Consider the following 22,355-nt stretch of genomic DNA (forward strand, 5'->3'; position numbering starts at 1 on the left):
AGCATGCACTTCTCATCGGTTTGCACCGCCTCAGATCGCTAGCGTTCGATCTTTGACGTTTGGTGTACTGCCCCCATTCACAGCCCTCCATAACTTTCGAATCTTGCAGAGGGCAGGTTTGGTTCCTTGAAGGCAGCTGTCAGGTCTGCCCAGCGCGGGCTGCCCTGGAGATTCGAAGGCTCCTCGCTGATCTGGATGGATCACAACACGGTCCGAGCTGCCCTCCACCTGAACGCTTCTAAACGGCCAGAGAGTCCTTAGAGCGAATCTGCAAAATAGTCGAGCGGATCGGTTCTGTTGCAACCTTTCGGCATGGACGCAGGTGTGCGTGACATTCCTCTGGCCTTGCCGTCAAGCTGGGTGGAGTTCAAGTTGTTCCCCGATGAGGGCGACGACATCCGCGAGCGCACTGGCTCCGATGCCAAAAGCGCGTTCGACGATGCGTGCCTCACCGTGGATGTCTTGCGTGAGGTTGAAGATCGCCGCTTGGCCCTTGCGCAGCGCACGCATCACCTCAAACCCCCGGATGGTCGCATAGGCGGTCTTCAGCGTTTTGAAACCCCGCACGGGACTAATCAACTGCTTCAGCTTACCGTGATCGGCCTCGACAATATTGTTCAGATACTTGACCTTTCGATGCACTGTGTTCTCAGGACACTTACCTTCGGCCTTCAACTTTGAAATCGCGATACCGTAGGTCGGAGCTTTGTCCGTGTTGATGATATCCGGCAGCTCCCAAGCCTTCAATCCGCTCAGCGCCTTGCCGAGGAAGCGCTTCGCCGCTTTGGCGTTCCGCGTCGGCGAGAGATAGAAATCGATCGTGTTTCCTTGTTTGTCGAGCGCTCGGTACAGATAGGCCCATTTGCCGCGCACTTTCACGTAGGTCTCGTCGACCCGCCAACTCGTCGAACGCGGGCGGCGCCATTGCCAGCGCAGCCGCTTTTCAATCTCCGGCGCGTACTTCTGAACCCAACGGTAGATCGTGGAATGGTCGACGCCCACGCCCTGCTCTCCCATCATCTGCTCAAGATCACGGTAGCTGATCCCATACCGGCAGTACCAACGCACCGCCCAGAGGATGATCTCGCCTTCAAATTGACGCCACTTGAACTCTGACATGACCAGATCCCTCCGCGCTCAGCCCAATTTTTACCCCGCCTCCGCAAGTTTGCAACAGAGCCGTCCACGGCGAGAATCTCACCCGTTATAAAGGATGCCGAAGGTGAGGCGAGAAATACAGCGGAGCTAACAAGCTCCTGCACATCGCCAAATCTGCCCATGGGAGTCCGCGTCAGAAACTCGCGGCCTCGCTCGGTGCCGTCGAGCAGATGCGTGTTGATGTCGGTGCGAAAGACTCCCGGTGCGATCGCATTTACGGTAACGCCATGGCGAGACCACTCCACCGCCAGCGACTTCGTGAGCGAGCCCACCGCCGCCTTGCTTGCACCATAGGCCGCAACCTCGAAGAAGCCGCGAAAGGTGGTCATGGAGCCGATGTTGATGATGCGGCCATAGCCGCGCTCGGTCTTCTTCCTCTGCGCTGGAACTGCGTTCCGCACAGCCTCCCGCACCATGCGCCGATGCACGCCCAGCTTCCGCGCCACACCAATCACGGACCCAACCCCAAACTCATACTCTCGACGAATCTGCTCGTATAGCTCCACCTTGGCTCTCCGTCCCCCAACTCGCCCTCCGTCCCTCAACTCGCGTGAGAAACAGGGTAGAGTCCGCTCTGCCCATAGGGTGGGCCAACTTAAACCGCCAGAGTGGGCCAAATCAGAATGCCAGAATCAGCTCCAGTTTTATGCTCGATACGTGCTGAAGTTTGTGACACTCCTGTGACACTTTTCCCGGTTTTCCGTCGACACAAGTCCGTATGGCACCGTATGATCTGACATGCTGTAACGGCTATGAAACCCTTGTCTGGAGCGGGTGAAACGCTTTATATAGCTCATTCGGAAGAGCTTCATCGTAATGGCAGAAGAGAATCCCCCACTCTCCGCCACTAACTCTTTCAAGAACATCCCAAGACATCCCGAAACGTATACAAAACCCACAGGTGCAGGGGTAGTGTTTATAGCGGCCGCCGCGTCCAACTGCCCTACTAACCTGGACGAGTGGCTTCCGCTACGTTTTGCCCTCAGGGCCGCTCGGGCCACTGATGTCTAGGATAGCGCCGCATCAATTCCTTGCGTACCTGCGGATAGAGGCGCTCCCAGAAGCCTTCGAGGTCGGTCGTGGTCTGAACCGCACGATGATTCGGCGCGAGCAAGTGAGCGACCAGAGGAGTCTTGTTCGGACCGATCTTCGGACTTTCCTTCATTCCAAAGAAGTCTTGCAGGCGTGATGAGATCCATGGTGGCCTCTCCCGCTCGTAGTGAATCTTCGTCTGCCGCCCACTCGGAAGCCGCACGCTCTGTGGGGCGAGATCGTTCAGCAGTCTCCCATCCACCTTTTGTTCCAGCAGAGCGATGAAGCCTTTCGCCGCGTCCTTCAGTTCGTTGAAGCTGTACAGTCCAAGGCTGACCTCGCGCAGTATCTGCGGAATATTCGGAGCGTCGAAGCCTGCGAACGCAACTCGCGCCAGGTGTTGATCGAGGAGTTCCTTCTCCACAAACTGCTCGATGCCCACCTCAAGAGCTCTTCGCGCAAGTAGATCGGCTGCGGCTTCAGCCGGCGCCGGACCATGCGACTCCTCAATTACGAGCTTGTCGTAGAGCAGAGCATTTACCTGCTCCACGCGCTCGTTGGCGCGGTTCCAAACGACGGTCGAGCTCTCCTTCACCCGTTCGGGGAAGAGATCGAGCAGCCACTCCGGCTCTATGCGCGCGGTCATACGGACCAGCGGCATCGGCTTCTCCTTGCGATCCTCTGCATCGATGGCGATCAGGAACTCATCGTGGTGTGACGCACCGGCAACTTCTGCCGAGACGCCGTTCGACAGCACAATCTGGCTGCCCGACCTTCTGCGCGCGACGCGGTCCGGGAAGCCCGCAAGTATGGAGAGCAGCAGGGAATCGTCATCATGGCTAGGCTTTCCCGATAGGCCTGCCGCTCGCAACAGTTGCTCTGTGTGCTGTCGCTCGCGAGGGCTGGGCGCGCGATCCAACGCTTCGAGCAGGTCACTCTTCTCGCTTCGCTCGCCAAGGCTGAGGATTGCGGCGACTCGGCATCCATCTTCGCCGACTCCTCGATCGACTGCCGCAACGACGATGCGTGAGAGTCTCGGAGTGAGAGGGAAGCGGCTCATGCGCTCCGCCATCTCATCCTTTGCTCCGATCTGATCGAGAAGGGACTTGGCGAGCACGACGGCCTCTACAGGCGGCGGGTCGAGCCAGTCCAGGTCGGAGATGGAGGCGATCTTCATTACGCGGAGGGTCAGCAAGAGTTGCGATAGATCGCTGCGCGCGATCTCGGGACTGTCCTGCTGTGGCCGTAGCAGGTAGTCCTCTTCGGGATAGAGCCGCAGCACCTCGCCCGCCGCGGTACGTCCGGCACGGCCCGCACGCTGGGTTGCGGAGGCCTTGCTGACCCGGCCTACCTGCAAAGTCGGAAGACCTGTCCAAGGAGAATAGGTTGCGATCCGCACAAGCCCACTGTCGATAACGGCGGTGACTCCTTCGACCGTGACGGAACTCTCAGCCACATTGGTCGCGAGGATCAGCTTTCGTGCCGGGCCTGGCATAACTGCCTGGTCCTGTTCGGCGGGCGTGAGGTCGCCGTGGAGGGGGAGCATAAGCAATCCCGCACTTCGCGCCGCAGACTCGCACTCGCGCATGGTTTGACGTATCTCCGCAATGCCAGGCAGAAAGGCTAAGATGTGGCCGGAGTGCTTCTCTCTCAGCAGAAGCTCGACTGCCTTCCGCATCTGCACCTGCAGCGACTCCGGAGAGTAGGGCAGGTGCCGGATGGAGAGCGGAAACATGCGGCCTTCAGAACGCAGCACCGGACAATCGCCAAGGAAGCGGGCGATGGGCGCAGCGTCGAGCGTCGCTGACATCACGATGATGCACAGCGCCGGCCGCGTCTCTTGAAGTCGCTTCAGCAGGGCGAGCGCGAGATCGCTGTCGAGATGACGTTCGTGGAACTCGTCGAGGATCACCGCGTCCACGCCCTTCAGCGTCCGGTCGGTCATAAGCCGTCGCGTCAGGATGCCTTCTGTGACGAACCTGAGCCGGGTGCGGGGGCCGCTCTTTTCTTCGAAACGAACCTGGTAGCCGACAGTCTCACCGACCTCTTCGCCTAGCTCCCACGCGACACGGCGCGCGGAGAGCCGCGCTGCGATCCGGCGCGGTTCAAGGACGATGACGCCGCCCTGCACCACATCGAGAACAGCAGGCGGAACACGCGTTGTCTTGCCCGCGCCGGGCGGAGCTTCGATGACGAGATTCGGCGTCCGGCGCAGAGACTCGATCATCTCCGGCAGAATCGCATCCACCGGAAGTACGGACTTGCGGCTCACTGTCTTGATCGGAGCACGCCAGCTTCCGTCCCGTCAATCTGTACGAGCTAGCGGGGTTCCCGCGCAGGCTATGGGTATGGGCGTTCCTATGCGGTTATGGAACGGATCATTGGTCCGGCTCTTGGTTGAGGGTCCTGCTGAAACGGAGCGGCGAAGTTCTCTGATCCCATGACGCGTTTTTGTTGAAGACTTTGGTGTCGTCCCGATCGTGCCAGGGTGTTGAGATCGAGATGTCGACGCGGGCGAATAGGTATCCAAAGGCGGGACAGCGGGCGAATCCAGCGAATCTCCATCCCGGATGCCTTACGTGATGGGTTTATGCCACTATGTTTGTCATCGGTTTGGAAGCGGTAGCAGGCATTGGAGCCTTCAATCGACTCGGAGCGCACATGAAGAATTTTTCGCGGCGGAATTTATTGAAGACGGGGCTGATGGCCCCGGCTGTGGCGGCTGCTAACGGCCTGCTTCCATTAGGGATTGTTGCGGCGGCTGACGCTCAGCCTGATCTTGCGGCGGCTCATACGCCAGACGAGCCGGAAGGAGCGACGCAGGATCAATCCGTGGCTCCTCAAGGCACATCGGCGCGGGAGCGGTTGCTGCTCGATTTTGGATGGCGTTTTCATCTCGGAAATGCTGATGACCCGGAGAAGGACTTCGGGTTCGGAACGGCTCGTGCGGGAAACTTTCAGAAGACCGGGAATTTCCTGCCCGAGGGGTCTGTGGCGTTTGACGATGGCGACTGGGAGGCGGTGAATCTGCCGCACGACTGGGCGATTGAGCTGCCCTTTACCAACGACGGGGCGCTCGAGAGCAAGGGATTTTATCCCCTGGGACGGAAGTATCCGGAGACGAGCATCGGTTGGTACCGGCGAGTGTTCGAACTGCCGGCGGAAGATGCGGGAAAGCTGCTTACGCTCGAGTTCGACGGTGCCTACCGCGAAAGCATGGTGGTCTTTAATAACTTCTATATCGGAACGCACAAGGGCGGGTATGACCCGTTCAGCTTCGATGTCACTGCGTTCGCCAATCCCGGCGGGCGGAACGTGTTGATGGTTCGGGTTGACGCCACGTCCACCGACGGATGGTTTTACGAGGGGGCCGGGATCTACCGGCATCTCTGGTTGGTGAAGACGGCCCCGGTCCGTGTGAAGCAATGGGGAACCTTCGTGGCTGCGAAGGTCAGTGATGGGGCAGCCACGCTCGCGATTCGTACCGAGGTCGCGAATGGTGAAAAGGAGACGCGGGCCGTGCGCGTGATCGCATCGATCCTTGATCCCGAAGGCAAAGTCGTTGGCAGATCGCGGTCGGACGCGATCTCAATTGCTGCGTTAGGAGAGCACGAATATACCCAGGAGATCGTGGTGAAGCACCCAATGCTCTGGTCGCTTGAGCAAAGGCATCTCTACCGGATGGTGACGCAACTGGAGGCCGGTGGAGTGACGGTCGATCGTTACGAGACCCGTTTCGGAATTCGGACGACACACTTCGATCCGGAGAAGGGCTTTTTTCTCAATGGACGCCCTCTGAAACTAAAGGGAACCTGTAATCACCAGGACCATGCTGGAGTGGGTGTGGCAGTCCCCGATGCAGTCCAGTATTACCGGGTCAGCAAGTTACAGGAGATGGGTTGCAACGCTCTGCGAACCTCGCATAATCCACCGACACCTGAACTGCTGGACGCGTGTGACGAACTGGGGATGCTGGTCTTCGATGAGACCCGCATGATGTCTTCAAACGATGAGGGGTTGAACCAGCTTGGCGATCTGGTGAGGCGGGACAGGAACCGGCCAAGTGTCTTCATGTGGTCTATGGGGAATGAAGAGGGGATGGCGAACAGAGAGCGCGGTGTCGCCATTTTGTCCGCCATGAAGGCGCACGTTGATGCCTTGGATGGAACCCGTCCGGTTTCGATTGCGCCGACAGGTGCCATTGGAAAGGGTGGCCTCGCGGTACTCGATGTAATTGGATACAACTACATGGATCCGCAGGCGGAGGCATATCACAAGGAACATCCCGATCGTCCAGTAATGGGGACGGAGACCGTGAGCGCGGTTGGCACACGTGGAATCTATGTAACGGATAAAGCCAAGGGGTTCGTCTCTTCCTACGATCCCTATACGACGACGGGAAGGGCCTCTGCCGAGGGTTGGTGGAGCTTCTGCAATTCGAGACCGTGGGTGTCGGGCGGCTTTGTCTGGACCGGATTTGACTATCGGGGCGAGCCTTCCCCAAATGGATGGCCCAATATCAGTTCGCAGTACGGGATCATCGACACATGTGGCTTCCCCAAAGACTCTTTCTATTACTACCAGTCCTGGTGGACTTCAAGGCCCGTGCTTCACCTGTTTCCGCACTGGAACTGGCCGGGCTATGAGGGCAAGACGGTCTCTGTGTGGGTGTACTCAAACCTCGACAAGGTGGAACTCCTGTTGAACGGGAAAAGTCTTGGTGCGAAGGATGTCCCACGCGATGGCCATGTCGACTGGATCGTGACATACGCTCCCGGAGTCATCGAAGCTCGCGGATTCAAGAACGGCGAGGTGGCACTTACGGCGAAGCGCGAGACGACGGGAACCGCGAAGACGCTGGTCATCACCGCGGACCGCCAGACGTTGAAAGCGGATGGAGAGGATGTCGGGATGTTTGCCGTGGAAGTACGTGACGCCGAAGGGCGGGTTGTCCCAATCACCGAAAATGATGTGAAGTTCAAGGTCTCGGGATCGGGGCGGCTGATCGGAACGGGGAACGGCGACCCGACCAATCAGCAGCCCGATAAAGGCGATTTGCGCAAGGCCTTTGGCGGTTACTGCATGGGGTTGGTGCAGACAGAGAAGAAAGCTGGACGCATCACGGTCGAGGTTAGCTCGCCGGGGCTTGCTTCCGCGAAGGTCACGGTAGAAGCGGCGACGGCCGAGTTGCGGCCCCAGGTACCGGTTTGGAAGCGCAGAGTTCCTGAAGGCCAAGGGATTACCGGGTTGTGGAGGCCGGTGCCAGGAGCGCCGCCACCAGGCATCATGGCATTCCTGATGGGCAGCGGCGCTTCGGTATTCACGTTGGTGCAGAAGGGCAACGTTATCACCGGACAGATGGAGGGAGGCGGAGGCGGCTTTCTGGGTGGAGCGGACGACGGTCCAGTCACCGAGGGAGAGGTCGACGGAGAGCACGTGTTCTTCAAATCTGGGAATGGCACCTACGCAGGCACTATAAAGGGCGATCGGATGGAATTGCAGAAGACGATCGACCTCGGATGGCTGGGCGAAATGTTGGCCCACAAGGCACAAACTGGGGGTGAAAGACCTGCGATCGGACCCGCGCCGGACGGGTCTGATCCCTCGATCGATGTGCCGCCGATGAGCGGGCCTCCGGTGGTCCCAGTAGTGCTGCAGCGGTCGCAGAGGTGAGTTCTGTGCGGATGACGGCTTCGACTTCAAGGAAATCAAGCTACGCCCGACTCCACAGAGTTCTCAGGCGGCAGCCAGTTCCGGCTTGGCTTGCTTGGTGAAGAGGTGCGCAACTTTCGCTAAGCATTGCCGAGGGCCCCACGACCGCCCCTTATCGGCGATCCGGCGGAGGCTGATGATGATCGTCGTGATGATCCGGCGGAGGTGGAGGCGGCCGATGATCGTCGCGATGGTCGTCGTGATGATCCGGTGTTGGCACTTCCTTTTCCACAACCGTGGTCTTGCACCCGCCTAAAGTCATCATCGCCGCCGCTGTCACCAGCAGCGCCGTCCAGCGCTTTATGCCACTCATCGTTCGCTCTCCATGAATCCTCAGCCTTTGGGGCCTGAATGTCAGATGCCAAATCTGACCAGAGCGGGAAAAGTTCGGATTCGGGACACTTGCCACGATCGTCGGCCATCTGCTTCTGGTAATCGGATTACCGCCGTCCAGCCATTGCAGATTCAGTGAGACGCAGAGCTACGCCGAGTCATTCCTTGACCACCTGCTTGAAGCGCGCCGCCTGAAGGTCGTTCCTGGCTTTTACGGCCTTCATGGTTTCGGTCACATCGAGCATACGCTGCGTCTCGAAGCCGCGGCGTTTGGCAACGATGCGATAGTCGAAGCTCAGCGTGGAAGTCCCGCCTCCGGACTCATGAACTTCGAAGCTGGTGGCCGTCGTGTTCGTCACATAAAGCCCCTTCGAGTCGCCACGCGGAGTGAGGAAGACGTGGTAGTCCGCGTTGCCGCTCACCGTCTCTGCGAAGGCTGTGTCGATCGACACAGTGGCCAGGCCGTTCCTCAATGTTCCAGAACCGAAGTCTTCCATCCAGTTCTCTGGAGACTGCATCGAGTAAGTCTCGACGGTGCGGGCGCCATTGCCCGTCGTGGCGAGCGCCTTCACCTGTCCCGTGCAGGTCATATCGCCGTTGCCGCCGAAGCCGCAAACTCCATTCGGGCTGGCAGCTTCGATCGCGTTGAAGGCGTCTGCGCCGGAACCTCCGGAGCCGTAGTTGTAGCTGTAGATGGTTGAGTATTCAGAGTTATTCGTAAAGGACCCCGCGTTGTTGCCGTTCGCCGTAGCGCGGATGGCTATTCCCTCGCCGTCACCATTCGGAGGGGTGGAATCGGCCCACAAGGCTACCGGACCCACGAAATTGGAGAGCTGAAAGCCCGTCGATTGGGCGTTGGTCGTGGCATACACGCCAATTCCGCTCAAGGTGTTGCCTTCGACGCCGATACCGCTGCTCTGAGCGGAATCACCATACACGGCGACCGACGATACGTTTGCTCCGCCGGCGGCGTTGATCCCAATCACCGCGGGTGCAGAGATCGAGTCATTAAGAAACATCGCGGCGGGACCGTTGGTGCCGGCATTGCGTCCCTTCACCGCCGGCAAGGCGCTGGAAGCATAGCCATACACTCCTGCTACATCATCGCTCCCGTTGGTGTCGTTGCTCACGCCGTATACGCCGCTCGCACCTGTGCTCGTTCCCACAACGCCAGGACTATGGTTGCTGACGCCGTCGACTCCGGCATACGTATTGCTGCTTCCATAGACGCCCACGTAGGCGGACGCGTCGCCCCAGACACCGGCGATCCCGCCGAAGCCAGATGTGCCGCCTGCCTGTCCGACAACGCCGCCCGTGTTGCTTGTACTGCCGGCAGTGTAGCCGAGCACTCCCGGGGCGCTGGTGCTGCTTCCCTCGACCCCGTAAGACGAGGTGCTGATTCCCTGCACACCGGTGCCTGACGTGCTGGTGCCCTGAACTCCCTGGCCCTGCGTGCTCTGGCCCGCAACTCCGGGGTACTGGGTGCTGCTCCCGAAGACGCCTACATGATTCCCGGAGTCTCCCCAAACTCCCGCGATGGCCTGGGCGCTGGTGCGTGTGCCTGCCGTTCCCAGCACCCCAGCCGTGTATAAGCTTGTACCGCCGGTCGATCCATAGACGCCATTCGAAGTGGTGCTGGTGCCGGATACTCCATAGCTCGAGGTGCTCGTTCCTTGCACACCAAAGCCAAGAGCACTCTGTCCTTGTACACCCTGGCCGTAGTTGCTGATGCCCTGCACGCCTGCGTAGAGCTGGCTGGTGCCAAGTACGCCCACGTGGGAGTACGCATCCCCCCAGACTCCGGCGATTCCACCGAAGCCGGATGGACCTCCAGCGCCGCCCAGCACGCCAGCGGTGTTCAGCGTACTTCCGGAGGTGTAGCCCAGCATGCCGTTGCCGGTCGTGCTGGAGCCTGCCACGCCCGTAGCGGAGGTGCTCGTGCCCTGAACGCCGGTGCCGGAGCCGCTGGTGCCAGCCAGTGCGGTGCCTGAAGACGATGTCGAAGGGAAGGTCTGGCCGGGGGCGAAGTGAATGGTGCCGTTTCCATTGATGTAGAGCCCGCTCTCGCTGGGTGCAGACCCCACTCCGCTGAAATAGAGGAAGTTCAGCGTGGCCCCAGCCGACGCGGTGTTATTTCCGACGGGTTCGGTCTCGATATCAAAGTAGGGAAGCACCTCCTTGCCGACAGAGCTGTTCCAGACCGAGGATTGCATCATGATAGGGAAGGACGGGGCGCCTTGAGACGTCATGGCATCGCCAGACCGGGAGACGCCCATAATTCCCCGGAAGGTGGAGTTGCCGCCGATGTCGAGCGTAGCGTTCGGAAACTTGCCAATGCCGATTCCAGTCGCGGTCTGATAGATGATCGAGTTGCCGATCGTCGAGGTGCCAGTCCAGACCGGCAGTAGGCCGGCAGTCCCGCCGGGCGTGGTGACGGTATTCGACGATGTAGCGGCGACGGCGCCGGATGAGGCAACGGCACTCGTGCCTGGTAAGCCCGCCCGCGCAAAGGCGGAGGCCGGCAGTCCTCCAAGCGTCGCGGCGTCGGCGGCGTGGAGGGCATAGGGCACGCTGACAAGCAGCGTCCGAGGCTGGACCGGTTCGCCGGTTATCTGCACCTCCAGCCAGCGGGCCTCGCCCGTGCCGAAAAGGTCGGTGGGAAGGCCGGAGCTGAGGGTCGATCCAAGGTAGACCTCGTACTTGCCGTTCGCGTCAAAGCCGACACTCTGCGTCTCCATCCAGAGCGGTTCACCACCTCGCTCCTCTTTGTAGACGAGGAAGGTCACGGGACTCGCCCCGGTCTTTGGTTTGCCGTCGCTTCGGTCGGCAGAGCCATCGTAACGAACCAGCATCGGCACAATGGTCGGGGAACTGGCCGCCATCGGCGTGGCGAGCGACTTCAGCGTCTCTGTCGTCTGGGCCGTCGCACGATGAGTTGCGGCCGCCGCCAGAAGCACGACCATAGCGACAGCCCGAGACTTACCGCGGAACTTCCGCAGGGCGGTTCTTGGCAGATTGACCTTCCTGAGCCGTGCCTCTCCAGCCTGATAGCAGACGTAGCCACAAAGCGCGAGGCCGGCCAATATCCCAACAGAGATAAGTAATGACATTTTCCGTTCCTCTCAAGGTCGTGCTTGAAGGTTCTGTACGTACCGAGACGGCGGCTGCGACGGAATCAACCGCGAACCGACTTTCTCAGCCTGCAAGGCTACCGGGTTGCATCTGCGGTTTGTCAGGAGCGAACTCTTGAGAATTCGCGAGCTCCTATGTGAACTTCAAATGACCTGGAGCAGACGAGGAGATCGCCCGTCATTGCTAGCCGCGTATGAATTCCATGCTTCCCCAAAGCCCGCTGTACGGTTGCGGGCTTCTGGCCGTCGTCTGGTGAAAGCACGAACCACGAGGAAGCGCAGACCGGACACTCGGGCGGAGGAGGAGAGTTCCGTTCGGCATCATTTCGATCTTGGTCTGTCGGACGGGGGCGGGCTTGGTTGGCCGCCGCAATCGGTCTCGTAACCGTGAGACAGAGTTGGCGGCGGATCACTTCAATAGGAACGCGCCGTGGTCGACTCATAGTGTTGGCCGTCCATAGACGACAAACGTCCTCTGTTCGTAAATCATTTGGTCGATGGCTTTGTCCGGAGTCGTGATCTGCTTCTGGCCAGAAGCTTCTCTCGTTTGGGCTCTTGTTTGCATGACCGCTTTTATGCCACGGCTAGCATGAAAAGACCTCAAATTCGCCTCAAAGAAATATCAATTCCAGCTCAAGACCTCTATGCCATTGAAAACAATAGAATCGGTTCGTTTTGACGACGACTCCGTTGATCGTCTTCGCTGGGTCATTCAGTGGCAGGAGCAACCGATTGCGGTGAGCAGAAAGTCCTTTGACCTTCTTCTTTACCTCATCGATCACCGGGATCGAGTGTTTGCAAAAGTTGCTGGAGCGCGAGGACCACGATCCTGAAGCAAGCCAAGCTCGAACGCTCAAATATTTGAGATGCGCGCCGCTTGTCTGACTTCGGAATCAGGCTTAGTGTGCTTTTGGGAGTTCAGTGCCGATCGGCTTCAGGAGCTATTCGGCTCTCAGCGCTTCGACAGCATTCACGCGCGCGGCCCGGGCGGCGGGTATCGCACTCGCTACCAATGCGGCTATGAGGATAATGATCGCGGAAACGCTGAAGGAGAGCACGCCGGGCATGTGGACATCGGCGACATAGACTGCGACGCCGCGCGTCCCAGCTGCTCCAAAGAGAATGCCGGCCGCGAGCCCTATCCCTGCGATGGTAAGGCCCTGGACCAGGACATCGTTCATGATGTGGCGGGGATGGGCTCCGAGCGCTAGACGAATGCCAAACTCGCGGGTACGGCCGCTGACGGAGAAGGCCAGCACACCGGCCACGCCAACGACAGAGATGAGCAGAGCGACGGCGGCGAATCCGCCGAAGACGATCGCGTTGAGCTTGTCGGAGGTGAGTGCTTCGGCGCGGATGTCTTCGAGCGTGGCGGGGTGTTCGACCGGCTCCTCGGCGGAGATCTCATGGATAGTGCGGGTAATGGCGGGCACGAGCGCGTAGGGATCGGTCTGGGTGCGGACCAAGAGACGGCCGTACCAGCCTTCCTGATCGGTGGGCTGATAGATGGTCATGGCCGGAGCGGGGATGATGTTCTCGTCGTCTATATCGGCGACAACCCCGATGATGCGGCGAGGTTCGGGCGAGAGCCCGATGAACTGGATGACGGGATCGGTCCAGTGGAGTTCGCGATTGAGGGCGTCGCCATTCGGAAACAGCTCTTTGGCAAGAGCCTGGCTGATGATGACGACACGCTCAGCGCCCTCTTTGTCGGAGTCGCGGAAGTCGCGGCCTTGGATAAGCGGAACACCCAAAGTCTCGAAGTAGTTGGGTGAGATAACGCGGAACTTCGACCGCCAGTCCTCGATGCCGTGCGGGCGCGCTGCTCCGGTCGCGGCAAAGGTGAAGTTGATACTAAGGCCCTGCTCATCACGCCACGGCACGCTGAAGCCGGTAGCGACATCGGAGACCCCGGGGAGGGCGGCAACGCGGCGACGGACCTCCTGGTAGAAGTCGCGGACCTGCGCCGGGCTGCGGCCAAAGTTCATGACCGGGAGATTGATGGCAAGGACGTGAGACGTGTCGAAGGGTGGCCGAGTCTGCTCGAGGGTGTAAAGGGTGCGTACAAGAACTGCGGCTCCAGTCAGAAGCAGGAAAGACGCTGTGATCTGAAGGACAGCGAAGAGGCGGAGACGGCGGTTGCTGCTGGAACTGGTGCTACGCGTGCTCGTCAATCCGCTGGCAACGGATCCATTGCCGGCAGGCAGTCGCGGAATGTACGCGAGGAAGATGGCGGCGACGAGGGACAATACGATGCCGAAGCCAACGAGGCTGAAGTCGAGCTGAATCTCCTGGGCGCGCACAGAGAAGCGCGCAGCGTAGCGGCCGATGACCTGTACCATGGGCCACGCCAGCAGAAGCGCCGCGACGACTCCGGAGCCGCAAAGGACGAGGCTTTCGGCGAGCAACGAACGGCGAAGGACAGCGGTGCTGGCGCCCAGGGCCGAGCGCACGGCGAGTTCGGGCTCACGCCGGACGGTTCGGGCCAAAACCAGGTTGGCCACATTGGAACAGGCAATCGCAAAGAGCAGTGCTGAGGCAGCAAATAGCACCCAGAGAATCGTGTTGGCGCGAGAGTTGATCTGGTCGTGCATGCGGGTGACGTCGATGCGGAAGTGGTCCTCGGCCTTGTAGACATCGGGGTGGGCAGCAATGATTCCCGCATAGCGCGTCCGAAGCTCGGCGCGGGCCTGATCGAGAGTGGCACCGGGGGCAAGCCGGGCGAAGACCTCGGTCATGCGGTGGGTGCGGCCCGTGACCATGGTGGCCGAAAGGTGGTGCGGGCTGGTGACGACGTTGCCAATGATCTCTGTCTCGACCGGATAGGGGACGGAGGGTTCGAGGACGCCGACGATCGTGGCCATCCGTGCGCCATCGCCGCTTTCCAGGCGGACGTTCTTGCCGAGCACGCCGGGGTCGGCCTTCAAGGAGTTGCGCCAGAAACGGTAGGTGAGGACGATGGCTCCGGGCGCATTGGGACCGTCATCGGCGGGCGTGAGCAGACGCCCAAGGACGGGCCGGAGACCCATGACTTCGAAGTAGTGGCCATCGACGACACCGGCCGGGACTTCGCGGGGAGTGCCGAGGCCAACGACGGTAAAGGGGATCGCCGAGATGCTGCCCATCTCAGAGACGGTGGTGAGATTCTTATCGAGGTCGTCGATCTCAGGAACCGAAAAGGTCGCGTTTTCCTCCTTTATCCCAGGAGCGCTCTGGCGAAGGTAGAGGAGTCGAGCCTCGTCCCGGTTTGCGAGAGGGCGCAGAAGAACTGCGCGGACCACCGAGAAGATCGCAGCGTTCGCACCAATCCCCAGTGCAAGGGTCAGAGCAACAGTGATCCACAAAGCGGGAACACGGGCGAGGGAGCGGACGGCAATCCTGAGGTCGCGAAGAAATGACATGGCGAAGTCTCCAAGGAGGCGCGGTGCGGTGCGGCTTGACAGGCTATGTTGATATCAACATAGTAGAGTAGATGTCAACAGAAAATTCTGTACCGTTTGAGACCACCCTGCGAGTACGAGACTGCTGCCTGTGTCTCAGCGTCCAGCGAACCGCGCGATCCTTGGCTCGGCGGTTTGATGAAGCGCTGCGACCGGCAGGACTGACGAACGGGCAGTTTTCCATGCTGATGTCGCTCAACCGTCCTAAGCCTGCGACGATGAGCTCAGTGGCAGGGCTACTGGCAATGGACCGAACCACTTTGACAGCAGCATTGAAGACGCTGACGCGTCGAGGACTGGTGCTGGTCACGCCTGATCCTGAGGACCGGCGGAGCCGACTGCTGACGCTGACCGAGGAGGGAAGGGCGGCGCTGGCCGGTGCCGTCCCCATATGGGAACGGACGCATGCGGAAGTTGAAGCGCTGCTAGGGACGGGGGATGTGGTGAACGCTGCAGCACTACGGAAGGGGTTGCTGGCGATCCTTTGAAGGGAATCCGCTGGTGAGAAAGCTTCGAGTCTAGGTAGTGCTAAACCCGTCAATGCACGTTTCGAGCACGACCGGATCTGGAAACGTGCATCGGCCTGTACGCATCAATGGCGATTCGGTCGCCTGTAATTGAGCTAAGTTCGGATAAGATCTCCAAATGAAGCTGACGACGTGGAACTGCGCCCGAGGATTTGCGAAAAAGAAGAGCGTGATCTTCTCGGCCGCTCCAGACATCGCCGTCATTGGCAGCCAGCAAGACTCCCTAAGCTCAGGCGCTCGTTCTCATCGAGCGTATACTCGCCAGTGAACTCACCGACACTGCATTTGTCTCCGTGAGTAATACCCTATGACTGATGTCCCCTCCAGAGGCGTAGTCAATGATCGCGTCGGGAATTACTCCCCGATGAAGTTCAAATCTGGACGGAGGGGAGTTGAGCAACGCTGCTTAGGCTCTGTATCGAATCCAATGACCCATCAGGCCCGCGCCGCCAGTTGCGCCGCCGCACTTACTGCTCGAGGAGCTCTTCTTGGGACCTCTCCACGCGCCTCGATGGACAGGCACTCCGCCTCAAGTTGCCTTGCAACCTCGCGCGAGTAGATCAGGAAGTGGTGCGCCGAGAGCAACACGGTAAATCCAAGCCATAGTTGCGCAGGCTTCCGGGCGAACCGTGTCAGCAACTGGTAGAGAAACTTCCAATACTCTACCCGGTAAGAAGACCGCATTCCCTGCCGCCACATCGACGCCCCGAGAACGCGCAGGTTATACGCCATGGGAAGTTCGGGCGGGACCTGCGTTTCCTGTGGCTGCCACACCTCCAGCGACCGAAGCGCCCGCTTGAAGAATGGCTTTGCCTCGTACAGGCCGGATAGAAGAGTGCTCAGCCCGCGCAGCAGCACTGGAACCGGAAGGTTAGGCTCGAAGTTCGGTGGGCTGAAGTTGGTGGTCGCTTCACTGTCTTCGATCAGGCGTCCTTCTAACTTCATCCGGTCGTAGAGCGCCGTTGTCGGCGGCGCCTGCAAGACTCCCGCCATCGCCCACGTGATGTTGGTGAGTTCGATGAAGTCCAGCTGGCGTTGAAAGATGGTCTCGTCGTCCGAGTCGAAGCCTACGATGAATCCGGCCAGCACCCACAGCCCAGCCTCCTGAATGATCCTGACCTGGTCCACATTGTTGCTGCGCAGGTTCTGAAACTTTCGAGACTCCTTCAGCGCCTCGGAAGAGGGCGTCTCGATCCCGATAAATACGTACATGAAGTTTGCCGCGACCATCGCTTGCAGCAGCTCGGTCTTGGCCGCGAGGTCGATCGAGGCCTCGGTGTAAAACGAGAAGGGATGGTTGTGCTCCACCTGCCACGCGCCAAGCTCACGCGATAAGGCCAGTGCCTTGTGATGATTGCCGATGAAGTTGTCATCGACGATGAAGACCTCGTTCTTCCACCCCAAAGCCCGCAGCGTGTCCAGTTCGCGGATCACCTGGGCCGGCTCTTTTGCCCGTGGCTTGCGGCCGTAGATCGTGATGATGTCGCAGAACTCGCACTGGAACGGGCATCCGCGCGAGAACTGTACCGGCATCGAGGTGTACTTGTTCAGCTTCAGAAGATCGAACCTGGGCACCGGACTGTTCGTCATGTCCGGCTTGTCGATCACCTTGTACAACCGCTGCGCCGTTCCATCTTCAAGCGCTATCGCAATTGCGGCGAAGGCTTCCTCGGCCTCTCCGACGAAGACATGGTCAGCGTGCTTCAAGACCACGTCCGGCTCGGTGCTTGCCCACGGACCTCCGACAAAGGTGCGCCTATCAAGCGCCTTCGCTCGACCCAGAACTCCGATCGCATCCAATCGCTGCGCATGCATCGCGCTGATCATGACGAGGTCTGCCCATCGCAGGTCTTCGTCGCTCAGCTCATCAAAGCTGTGGTCGATCAGGCGAATCGTCCACGATGCAGGACAGAGCGCCGCGACCGTGATCATCCCCAGTGGGGGAGTCATTGCCTTCTCGGGAATCATCTCAAGCACGCCTTCAAATCCCCAGAAGGAAGGAGGGAATCTGGGCCAAATCATCAGCACGTTGATGTTGCTGCCAAGCGGGGCGAAGTGTCTTGTATCTCCATGAGACAAGGAAGACGGCATAGTTGCGTCGTTCAAGGGCTGGGACATTCGCGCTCCAGGCAACGGATTTAGGCTGATGGGTACGATCTGCGGCTTTGACGCTGTAATCGCTACACGCAACTATAACCTTTCCTATCGATTCGACAATAAAGGCCGCTCGGTTTGAGCAGCGGAACACCTCGACAAGCCGCTTAAACGACTCGCTGCGCGGCACAATGCCGCGCAGCGAGTCATTTGGAGAACGGTTTACGATGCGAAGGTTGTAGCTGTACGGCCGGCGCGCCGGATAAAGCTGTTGCGAGAAGAAGTATCGGATTCATTGCCGTTGACCACCGTGCTGAGGATCTTGACGATGTCTTCAAGCGACTCGGACTGGTCGGTCAACTCGCCTGCTGCCTTGGCACTCTGTTGAGCGCTCGCGGCGGAGGTCTGGGTAAGCTGCTCCATCTGAGAGATCGCCCGTGCAATGTTGCTGATGCCGTGGGTCTGTTCGACGCTGCCAAGGCTGATCTGGTCGACCAGAAGTTTCACGCGGGAAGACTCATCCGTCACGGCCTGAATCGCTGCGCTTACTTCATCCACCTTGGTCTTGCCGCTGTTCGACTTGAGGATCGAGTCTCCGATGAGTTCGGCAGTGTCTCGCGCAGCCTGTGCGGAACGCTGTGCGAGGGTACGTACCTCGTCGGCGACTACGGCGAATCCATTGCCAGCTTCGCCGGCGCGGGCTGCTTCAACTGCTGCATTCAGCGCCAGGATGTTGGTTTGGAAGGCGATCTCGTCGATCACCTTGATGATGCGCGAGATCTTTCCGCTCGATGACTTGATCTCTTCCATGGCCAGGACGAGATCGGAAAGCGAGCGATTGGTGTGGGTGAACTTCTCCTGAGACATCGACATGAGGTTCGCAGCGGAGCGGCAACCGTCGGTGTTGCTCTGGGCCATTGCCTTGATCTCTTCAGACGCGGCGGAGGTCTCTTCAAGCGACGCGGCATGATGCGATGCGTCCTCGGAGACAGACTGGCTGGAGGAAGAGACCTCGGTGGCAGAGGCTGCGATGCGCAGCGCTCCGTCCGAAAGCCGGTTCACCAGATCGCGAAGTGGCTTCGATACCTGCTTCTCCAGGATGAGGACCGAGACCACGGCGAAGGCGCTCGCCAGAAGGAAAAGTAGAAAGCCGAGGAATTTCTGCTGGTTGTTTGAAGCTGTTACAGCGTCGAGTTCGGCCTTGTAGTTCTTGTTTCCGACGGTCTCGTGAAGCTCCTGAAGCGCATTCTCCAGGTGCTTGCTCTCCTGCTCGACCGCAGTGAGGTCACCCTGATCCTGCGTGCTCATATTGGTCGTCGACAGCATCTTGCTGTAGGTGGCCTTGGCACGAACATGAAGTTGAGTGAAGGTATCCAGAAGCGTCGCAGCGGACTGCTGCAGCGAAGGATCGTAGGCCAGCTTTTCGCTCGCCTCCTTCAACGTATCCTCTCCCGCACGCGCTTCAGCATCGGAGGCGTTCAGGACGGAGGCGTCCTGCTGCATCACGGCATCCTTATAGGCCTTGTTCAGCTTCTGGAAGCTGGCCTGGGCCGCTTGGATGTCGGATGCAGCAGGAAACAGGAACTCCGAGGCGATGCTCATGTGCTTCTGCGTGGAGGAGGTCGTGATCTCCACCATGCTCAGGAATAAGATATAGCCGATTGCCAGCACACCGATGCTGAGCAGTAGTTTTCCTCGAATACTCATTGTTCAACGCCTCGATATCAGCAGCGACTAGATGGAGAGATCAGCCAGCACTATTCGTCAAAATTGATCTGGATCGTCATGGTGTCGACCCCGCTACCGGCCGCAAACTTCCAATGCTTTACAGCATCTTCAGCCGCGGAAGAGAGGATCTTGTTGCTGCCCTGGCCTTCGACCTTCGTTACGCTGCCGGTCGCATCGATTGTGGTGAGCACCTTGACGGTACCCGTGATATGAAGCCGCTTCGCCATCTCGGGATAGACGGGCGCAACCTTGTGGACGACTGGGCGATCGTCCGCATGCGCCTGGAGCGGGTTCAGAAAGAGAATGCCGAGAGCGAGAGAGAGCATGCCGAAAGACGCCAGTTTGCGGCGGCTTCCAACGGAGATAGTGCAGGGGGAGGCTTGCGAAATATTAGTCATGGGCTTTCTCCTTCTTACAGAAGTTTTCTTGCGTTTCTGCTATCGACAACGCTACTAAGGAAGTTCAGGAACTCTGATACCACCGCCGTGTTAGTTCGCGACGCCATGTGGGGGATATTTCCGTTCCGCATAGATCTGGCGTTGCTCTCTCAGCCGCAACCCGATCTCCGATTTCTCTCAGTCCACGCCTTTATCTGAATTACGATCATTCGATTGGGCGTTCTTTGACCATGATTTCCATCTGCTTGGAGGTGTGGGGATTGGCAATGTGGGGTGAGGCATTGGCTATGCGGGATGGAAGACCGGCTGCCTCAGGACGTAGCCGGAAGATGGGCCTGCTCGCGCTTGTTGCCGCGACCTACTTCATGGTCTCCGGCGGGCCCTACGGAATCGAAGACATCCTCGGCAACGCCGGCTACGGTAAGGCGCTTATCCTGCTTCTGCTTATCCCGCTCGTCTGGAGTCTCCCCACCAGCCTGATGGTGGGCGAACTCGCCAGCGCTCTCCCCAAAGAGGGCGGCTACTACTGGTGGGTCAAGCGCGCTCTTGGCGGCTTCTGGGGATTTCAGGAGGCCTGGCTGTCTCTGGCCGCCAGTATCTTCGACATGGCCATCTACCCGACGATCTTTGTCCTCTACCTCACTCGCCTTGCCCCATCGTGGACTGCGGGAGGTTATGGGACGTTGTGGGCACTTGCGGTGGTGATCGTCTGCGCGCTCTGGAACCTTCGCGGCGCACGCTCTGTGGGGGACGGCTCCATCGGCATGTTCTGCCTGCTGATCTCGCCCTTCGTCATGATCGCGATCCTTGGCTTCTGGAAGGGGCTCTTCGGCGGCATTGCCGGAAGCGGGCTTGCCGCGCTCTCCCGTCCTGTGGAACATCCCGCGCTCTCCGGAGCCATCCTGGTCACGCTGTGGAACTATATGGGTTGGGACAACGCTTCGACAGTTGCGCAGGAGGTCGACAATCCCCAGCGCAACTACCCCCTTGCCATGATCGGCGCCACGACCCTCGTCGCTCTCTCGTACATCATTCCGCTAGCCGCTGTCGGTCTTACCGGCATGCCTGCGGACACATTTTCGACCGGCTCCTGGACGGATGCCGCCCGCTCCCTCGGTGGACCGGGTATCCTCGGCGTCGCGCTCGCGCTTGCCGTCGTCGTCGGCGGGATGCTCAACGGTGCGGGCATCTTCAACGCGCTGGTGATGAGCTACACCCGCGTTCCCTATGCCTTGGCCGAGGAAGGCCTGCTGCCCGCTGTCTTTACACGCATCACCGCGGCGGGAGTTCCCTGGGTCAGCGTGGTTTGCTGCTGCGTCGCCTGGGCGCTGGCGCTCCGCTTCTCCTTCGAGCGCCTCATCTCCATTGACCTCGTGCTGTATGGCGCGGCGCTGCTACTGGAGTTCGTCGCCCTTGTCGTCCTTCGCGTCCGCGAGCCCGAACTCCATCGCCCGTTCCGCGTCCCTGGAGGCATTCCCGGAGCCATCGCCGTTGGCGTGGGCCCTGCTCTGCTTATCGCCTACTCGCTTTGGGCAGCCCGCGAAGAGAAAGTCGCCGGCATCCCGGCCCTTATCTTTGCGTCCTTAGTCGGCCTGGCGGGAGCTGTCATCTACGCGGTTGCCCTGCGTGGACGCCAGCCCGTTGCGAGTCCCGCAAACGAAGCTGGCCGCCCGATCTAATCGGACGGCCACTGACTTTCGTAAAACGTACAACTTATAACGAGAAGCTCTACTCCTCCGGAACTGGCTTCGGCTGCGGATTCGCCTTGTTATCGATGAAGCGCTGCTGCGCTTCGAGCACCTTCATCCGGGCGAACGCCGCATCGCGCCATCCGCGAACCTCAACGCGCTTGCCCTCCAGATCCTTGTAGATCGCGAAGAAGTGCGTGATCTCGCGCAGCATGTGCGGATAGATCTCGGAGAAGTTCCAGACATCCTTGTAACGAGGATTGCCCTTGCCGACGCAGAGAATCTTCTCGTCGCCCAAGCCCTGGTCGGTCATCTCGAGCACGCCGATCGGACGGACCTCCATCACGCAGCCGGGAAAGCTGGGCGCGTCCACCAGCACGACGCAATCCAGCGGGTCGCCATCCTCGCCCAGCGTGGACGGGATGAAACCGTAGTCGCCCGGATAATGTACGGGTGAATAAAGATTGCGATCCAGCCGGAAGACGTGCAATTCCTTGTCGTACTCGTACTTGTTGATGCCCTCGCTTGGTATCTCGATGACCGCGTTTACGACCTCGGGGCACTTCGGTCCAACTGGGAGCTCCAAATAGTTCGTCATGGTTTCTGTAGTCTCTTCTCGCTTCGATTTGTTGGATCGTTTGGGTGCAGACCCATGCGGGTCAGGATGTTTGAAAGGCTCAGGCGGGAACGATGACCTCTGCCGGAAGTCTTACACTAGCGGGGATCTGGAGAATGCGGGCCCTGAATAAGATGTCTCTATTCTAAACGACGCCGCCCGCCCTATGGCACCGTCGATGCCCCTCGATCGCACGTTTATAATCAAGCCTCATGAAGGCTCACGTTTACGTCACTCTCAAACGCACGGTGCTCGACGCCCAGGGGCAGACCGTCGCCGACGCTCTCCGCCGGATGGAATACAAGAATGTCATCGATGTTCGCCAGGGCAAGTACTTCCTCTTGACCATCGAAGACGGCATCGACCCGGAAGAGGCTCGCGTCGAAATCGAGCGCATAGCCCGCGAAGTCCTCACCAACCCCGTCATCGAAGAGTTCACCTTCCGCACCGAAGCCTGACTCCAGCCGAGATAACTCGCTCTTGCCCGTTCTTCCGGGC

General features: G+C 59.7%; 13 protein-coding genes and 1 pseudogene. 4 read left to right on the forward strand and 10 right to left on the reverse strand.

Going from position 1 to position 22,355, the window contains the following annotated elements; all coding sequences use genetic code 11:
- Nucleotides 1-351: 351 nt before the first annotated feature.
- From OHL18_RS20795 to hrpB, 3 genes and pseudogenes are all read right to left on the reverse strand, one after another.
- Nucleotides 352-1,119, reverse strand: a complete 768-nt coding sequence (locus OHL18_RS20795) for an IS6 family transposase (protein WP_263376802.1) — start codon at nucleotides 1,117-1,119, stop codon at nucleotides 352-354.
- Nucleotides 1,120-1,178: 59 nt separating this feature from the next.
- Nucleotides 1,179-1,526: pseudogene (locus tag OHL18_RS20800) on the reverse strand (SDR family NAD(P)-dependent oxidoreductase); the annotation flags it as partial.
- A gap of 614 nt (nucleotides 1,527-2,140) precedes the next feature.
- Nucleotides 2,141-4,462, reverse strand: a complete 2,322-nt coding sequence (gene hrpB, locus OHL18_RS20805; protein ID WP_263376803.1) for an ATP-dependent helicase HrpB — start codon at nucleotides 4,460-4,462, stop codon at nucleotides 2,141-2,143.
- Between the two features lie 389 nt (nucleotides 4,463-4,851).
- Here hrpB and galA point away from each other — a divergent pair, with 389 nt between their 5' ends.
- Nucleotides 4,852-7,863, forward strand: coding sequence for a beta-galactosidase GalA (gene galA / locus OHL18_RS20810; protein ID WP_263376804.1), 3,012 nt, complete (start codon nucleotides 4,852-4,854; stop codon nucleotides 7,861-7,863).
- 151 nt (nucleotides 7,864-8,014) lie between these two features.
- Here the strand turns inward: galA and OHL18_RS20815 are convergent, their stop codons facing one another.
- The 3 genes from OHL18_RS20815 to OHL18_RS20825 form a co-directional block, all read right to left on the reverse strand.
- Nucleotides 8,015-8,215, reverse strand: coding sequence for a hypothetical protein (locus tag OHL18_RS20815; protein WP_263376805.1), 201 nt, complete (start codon nucleotides 8,213-8,215; stop codon nucleotides 8,015-8,017).
- 178 nt (nucleotides 8,216-8,393) lie between these two features.
- The gene (locus OHL18_RS20820) at nucleotides 8,394-11,345 is read right to left on the reverse strand and encodes a beta strand repeat-containing protein (RefSeq protein WP_263376806.1); all 2,952 of its coding nucleotides are present in this window, start codon (nucleotides 11,343-11,345) and stop codon (nucleotides 8,394-8,396) included.
- Nucleotides 11,346-12,307: 962 nt separating this feature from the next.
- A complete protein-coding gene (locus OHL18_RS20825) occupies nucleotides 12,308-14,767 on the reverse strand; it encodes an ADOP family duplicated permease (RefSeq protein WP_263376807.1) in 2,460 nt (819 codons plus the stop codon).
- A gap of 71 nt (nucleotides 14,768-14,838) precedes the next feature.
- Between OHL18_RS20825 and OHL18_RS20830 the strand changes: the two genes are divergently transcribed.
- Nucleotides 14,839-15,294, forward strand: coding sequence for a MarR family winged helix-turn-helix transcriptional regulator (locus OHL18_RS20830; protein WP_263376808.1), 456 nt, complete (start codon nucleotides 14,839-14,841; stop codon nucleotides 15,292-15,294).
- Between the two features lie 474 nt (nucleotides 15,295-15,768).
- Here the strand turns inward: OHL18_RS20830 and OHL18_RS20835 are convergent, their stop codons facing one another.
- The 3 genes from OHL18_RS20835 to OHL18_RS20845 form a co-directional block, all read right to left on the reverse strand.
- Nucleotides 15,769-17,451 (reverse strand): B12-binding domain-containing radical SAM protein, encoded by a 1,683-nt coding sequence (locus OHL18_RS20835; protein ID WP_263376809.1) that lies wholly within the window; start codon nucleotides 17,449-17,451, stop codon nucleotides 15,769-15,771.
- A gap of 198 nt (nucleotides 17,452-17,649) precedes the next feature.
- Nucleotides 17,650-19,134, reverse strand: a complete 1,485-nt coding sequence (locus tag OHL18_RS20840; RefSeq protein ID WP_263376810.1) for a methyl-accepting chemotaxis protein — start codon at nucleotides 19,132-19,134, stop codon at nucleotides 17,650-17,652.
- A 50-nt stretch (nucleotides 19,135-19,184) separates the two neighbouring features.
- Nucleotides 19,185-19,553, reverse strand: coding sequence for an energy transducer TonB (locus tag OHL18_RS20845; protein ID WP_263376811.1), 369 nt, complete (start codon nucleotides 19,551-19,553; stop codon nucleotides 19,185-19,187).
- 266 nt (nucleotides 19,554-19,819) lie between these two features.
- Here OHL18_RS20845 and OHL18_RS20850 point away from each other — a divergent pair, with 266 nt between their 5' ends.
- Entirely contained in the window at nucleotides 19,820-21,232 is a 1,413-nt protein-coding gene (locus OHL18_RS20850; RefSeq protein WP_263376924.1) for an APC family permease, read from the forward strand.
- Between the two features lie 49 nt (nucleotides 21,233-21,281).
- Here the strand turns inward: OHL18_RS20850 and OHL18_RS20855 are convergent, their stop codons facing one another.
- Nucleotides 21,282-21,839 carry an inorganic diphosphatase gene (locus tag OHL18_RS20855; RefSeq protein WP_263376812.1) on the reverse strand — a complete coding sequence of 186 codons (558 nt, stop codon included), beginning with the start codon at nucleotides 21,837-21,839 and terminating at the stop codon, nucleotides 21,282-21,284.
- Nucleotides 21,840-22,069: 230 nt separating this feature from the next.
- Between OHL18_RS20855 and purS the strand changes: the two genes are divergently transcribed.
- Nucleotides 22,070-22,315: a phosphoribosylformylglycinamidine synthase subunit PurS gene (gene purS / locus OHL18_RS20860; RefSeq protein WP_263376813.1), complete on the forward strand. Its 246-nt coding sequence runs from the start codon at nucleotides 22,070-22,072 to the stop codon at nucleotides 22,313-22,315.
- The last annotated feature ends 40 nt before the right edge of the window (nucleotides 22,316-22,355 follow it).

The sequence above is a fragment of the Granulicella aggregans genome (assembly GCF_025685565.1).
In the GTDB taxonomy this organism is placed as follows: Bacteria; Acidobacteriota; Terriglobia; order Terriglobales; family Acidobacteriaceae; genus Edaphobacter; species Edaphobacter aggregans_B.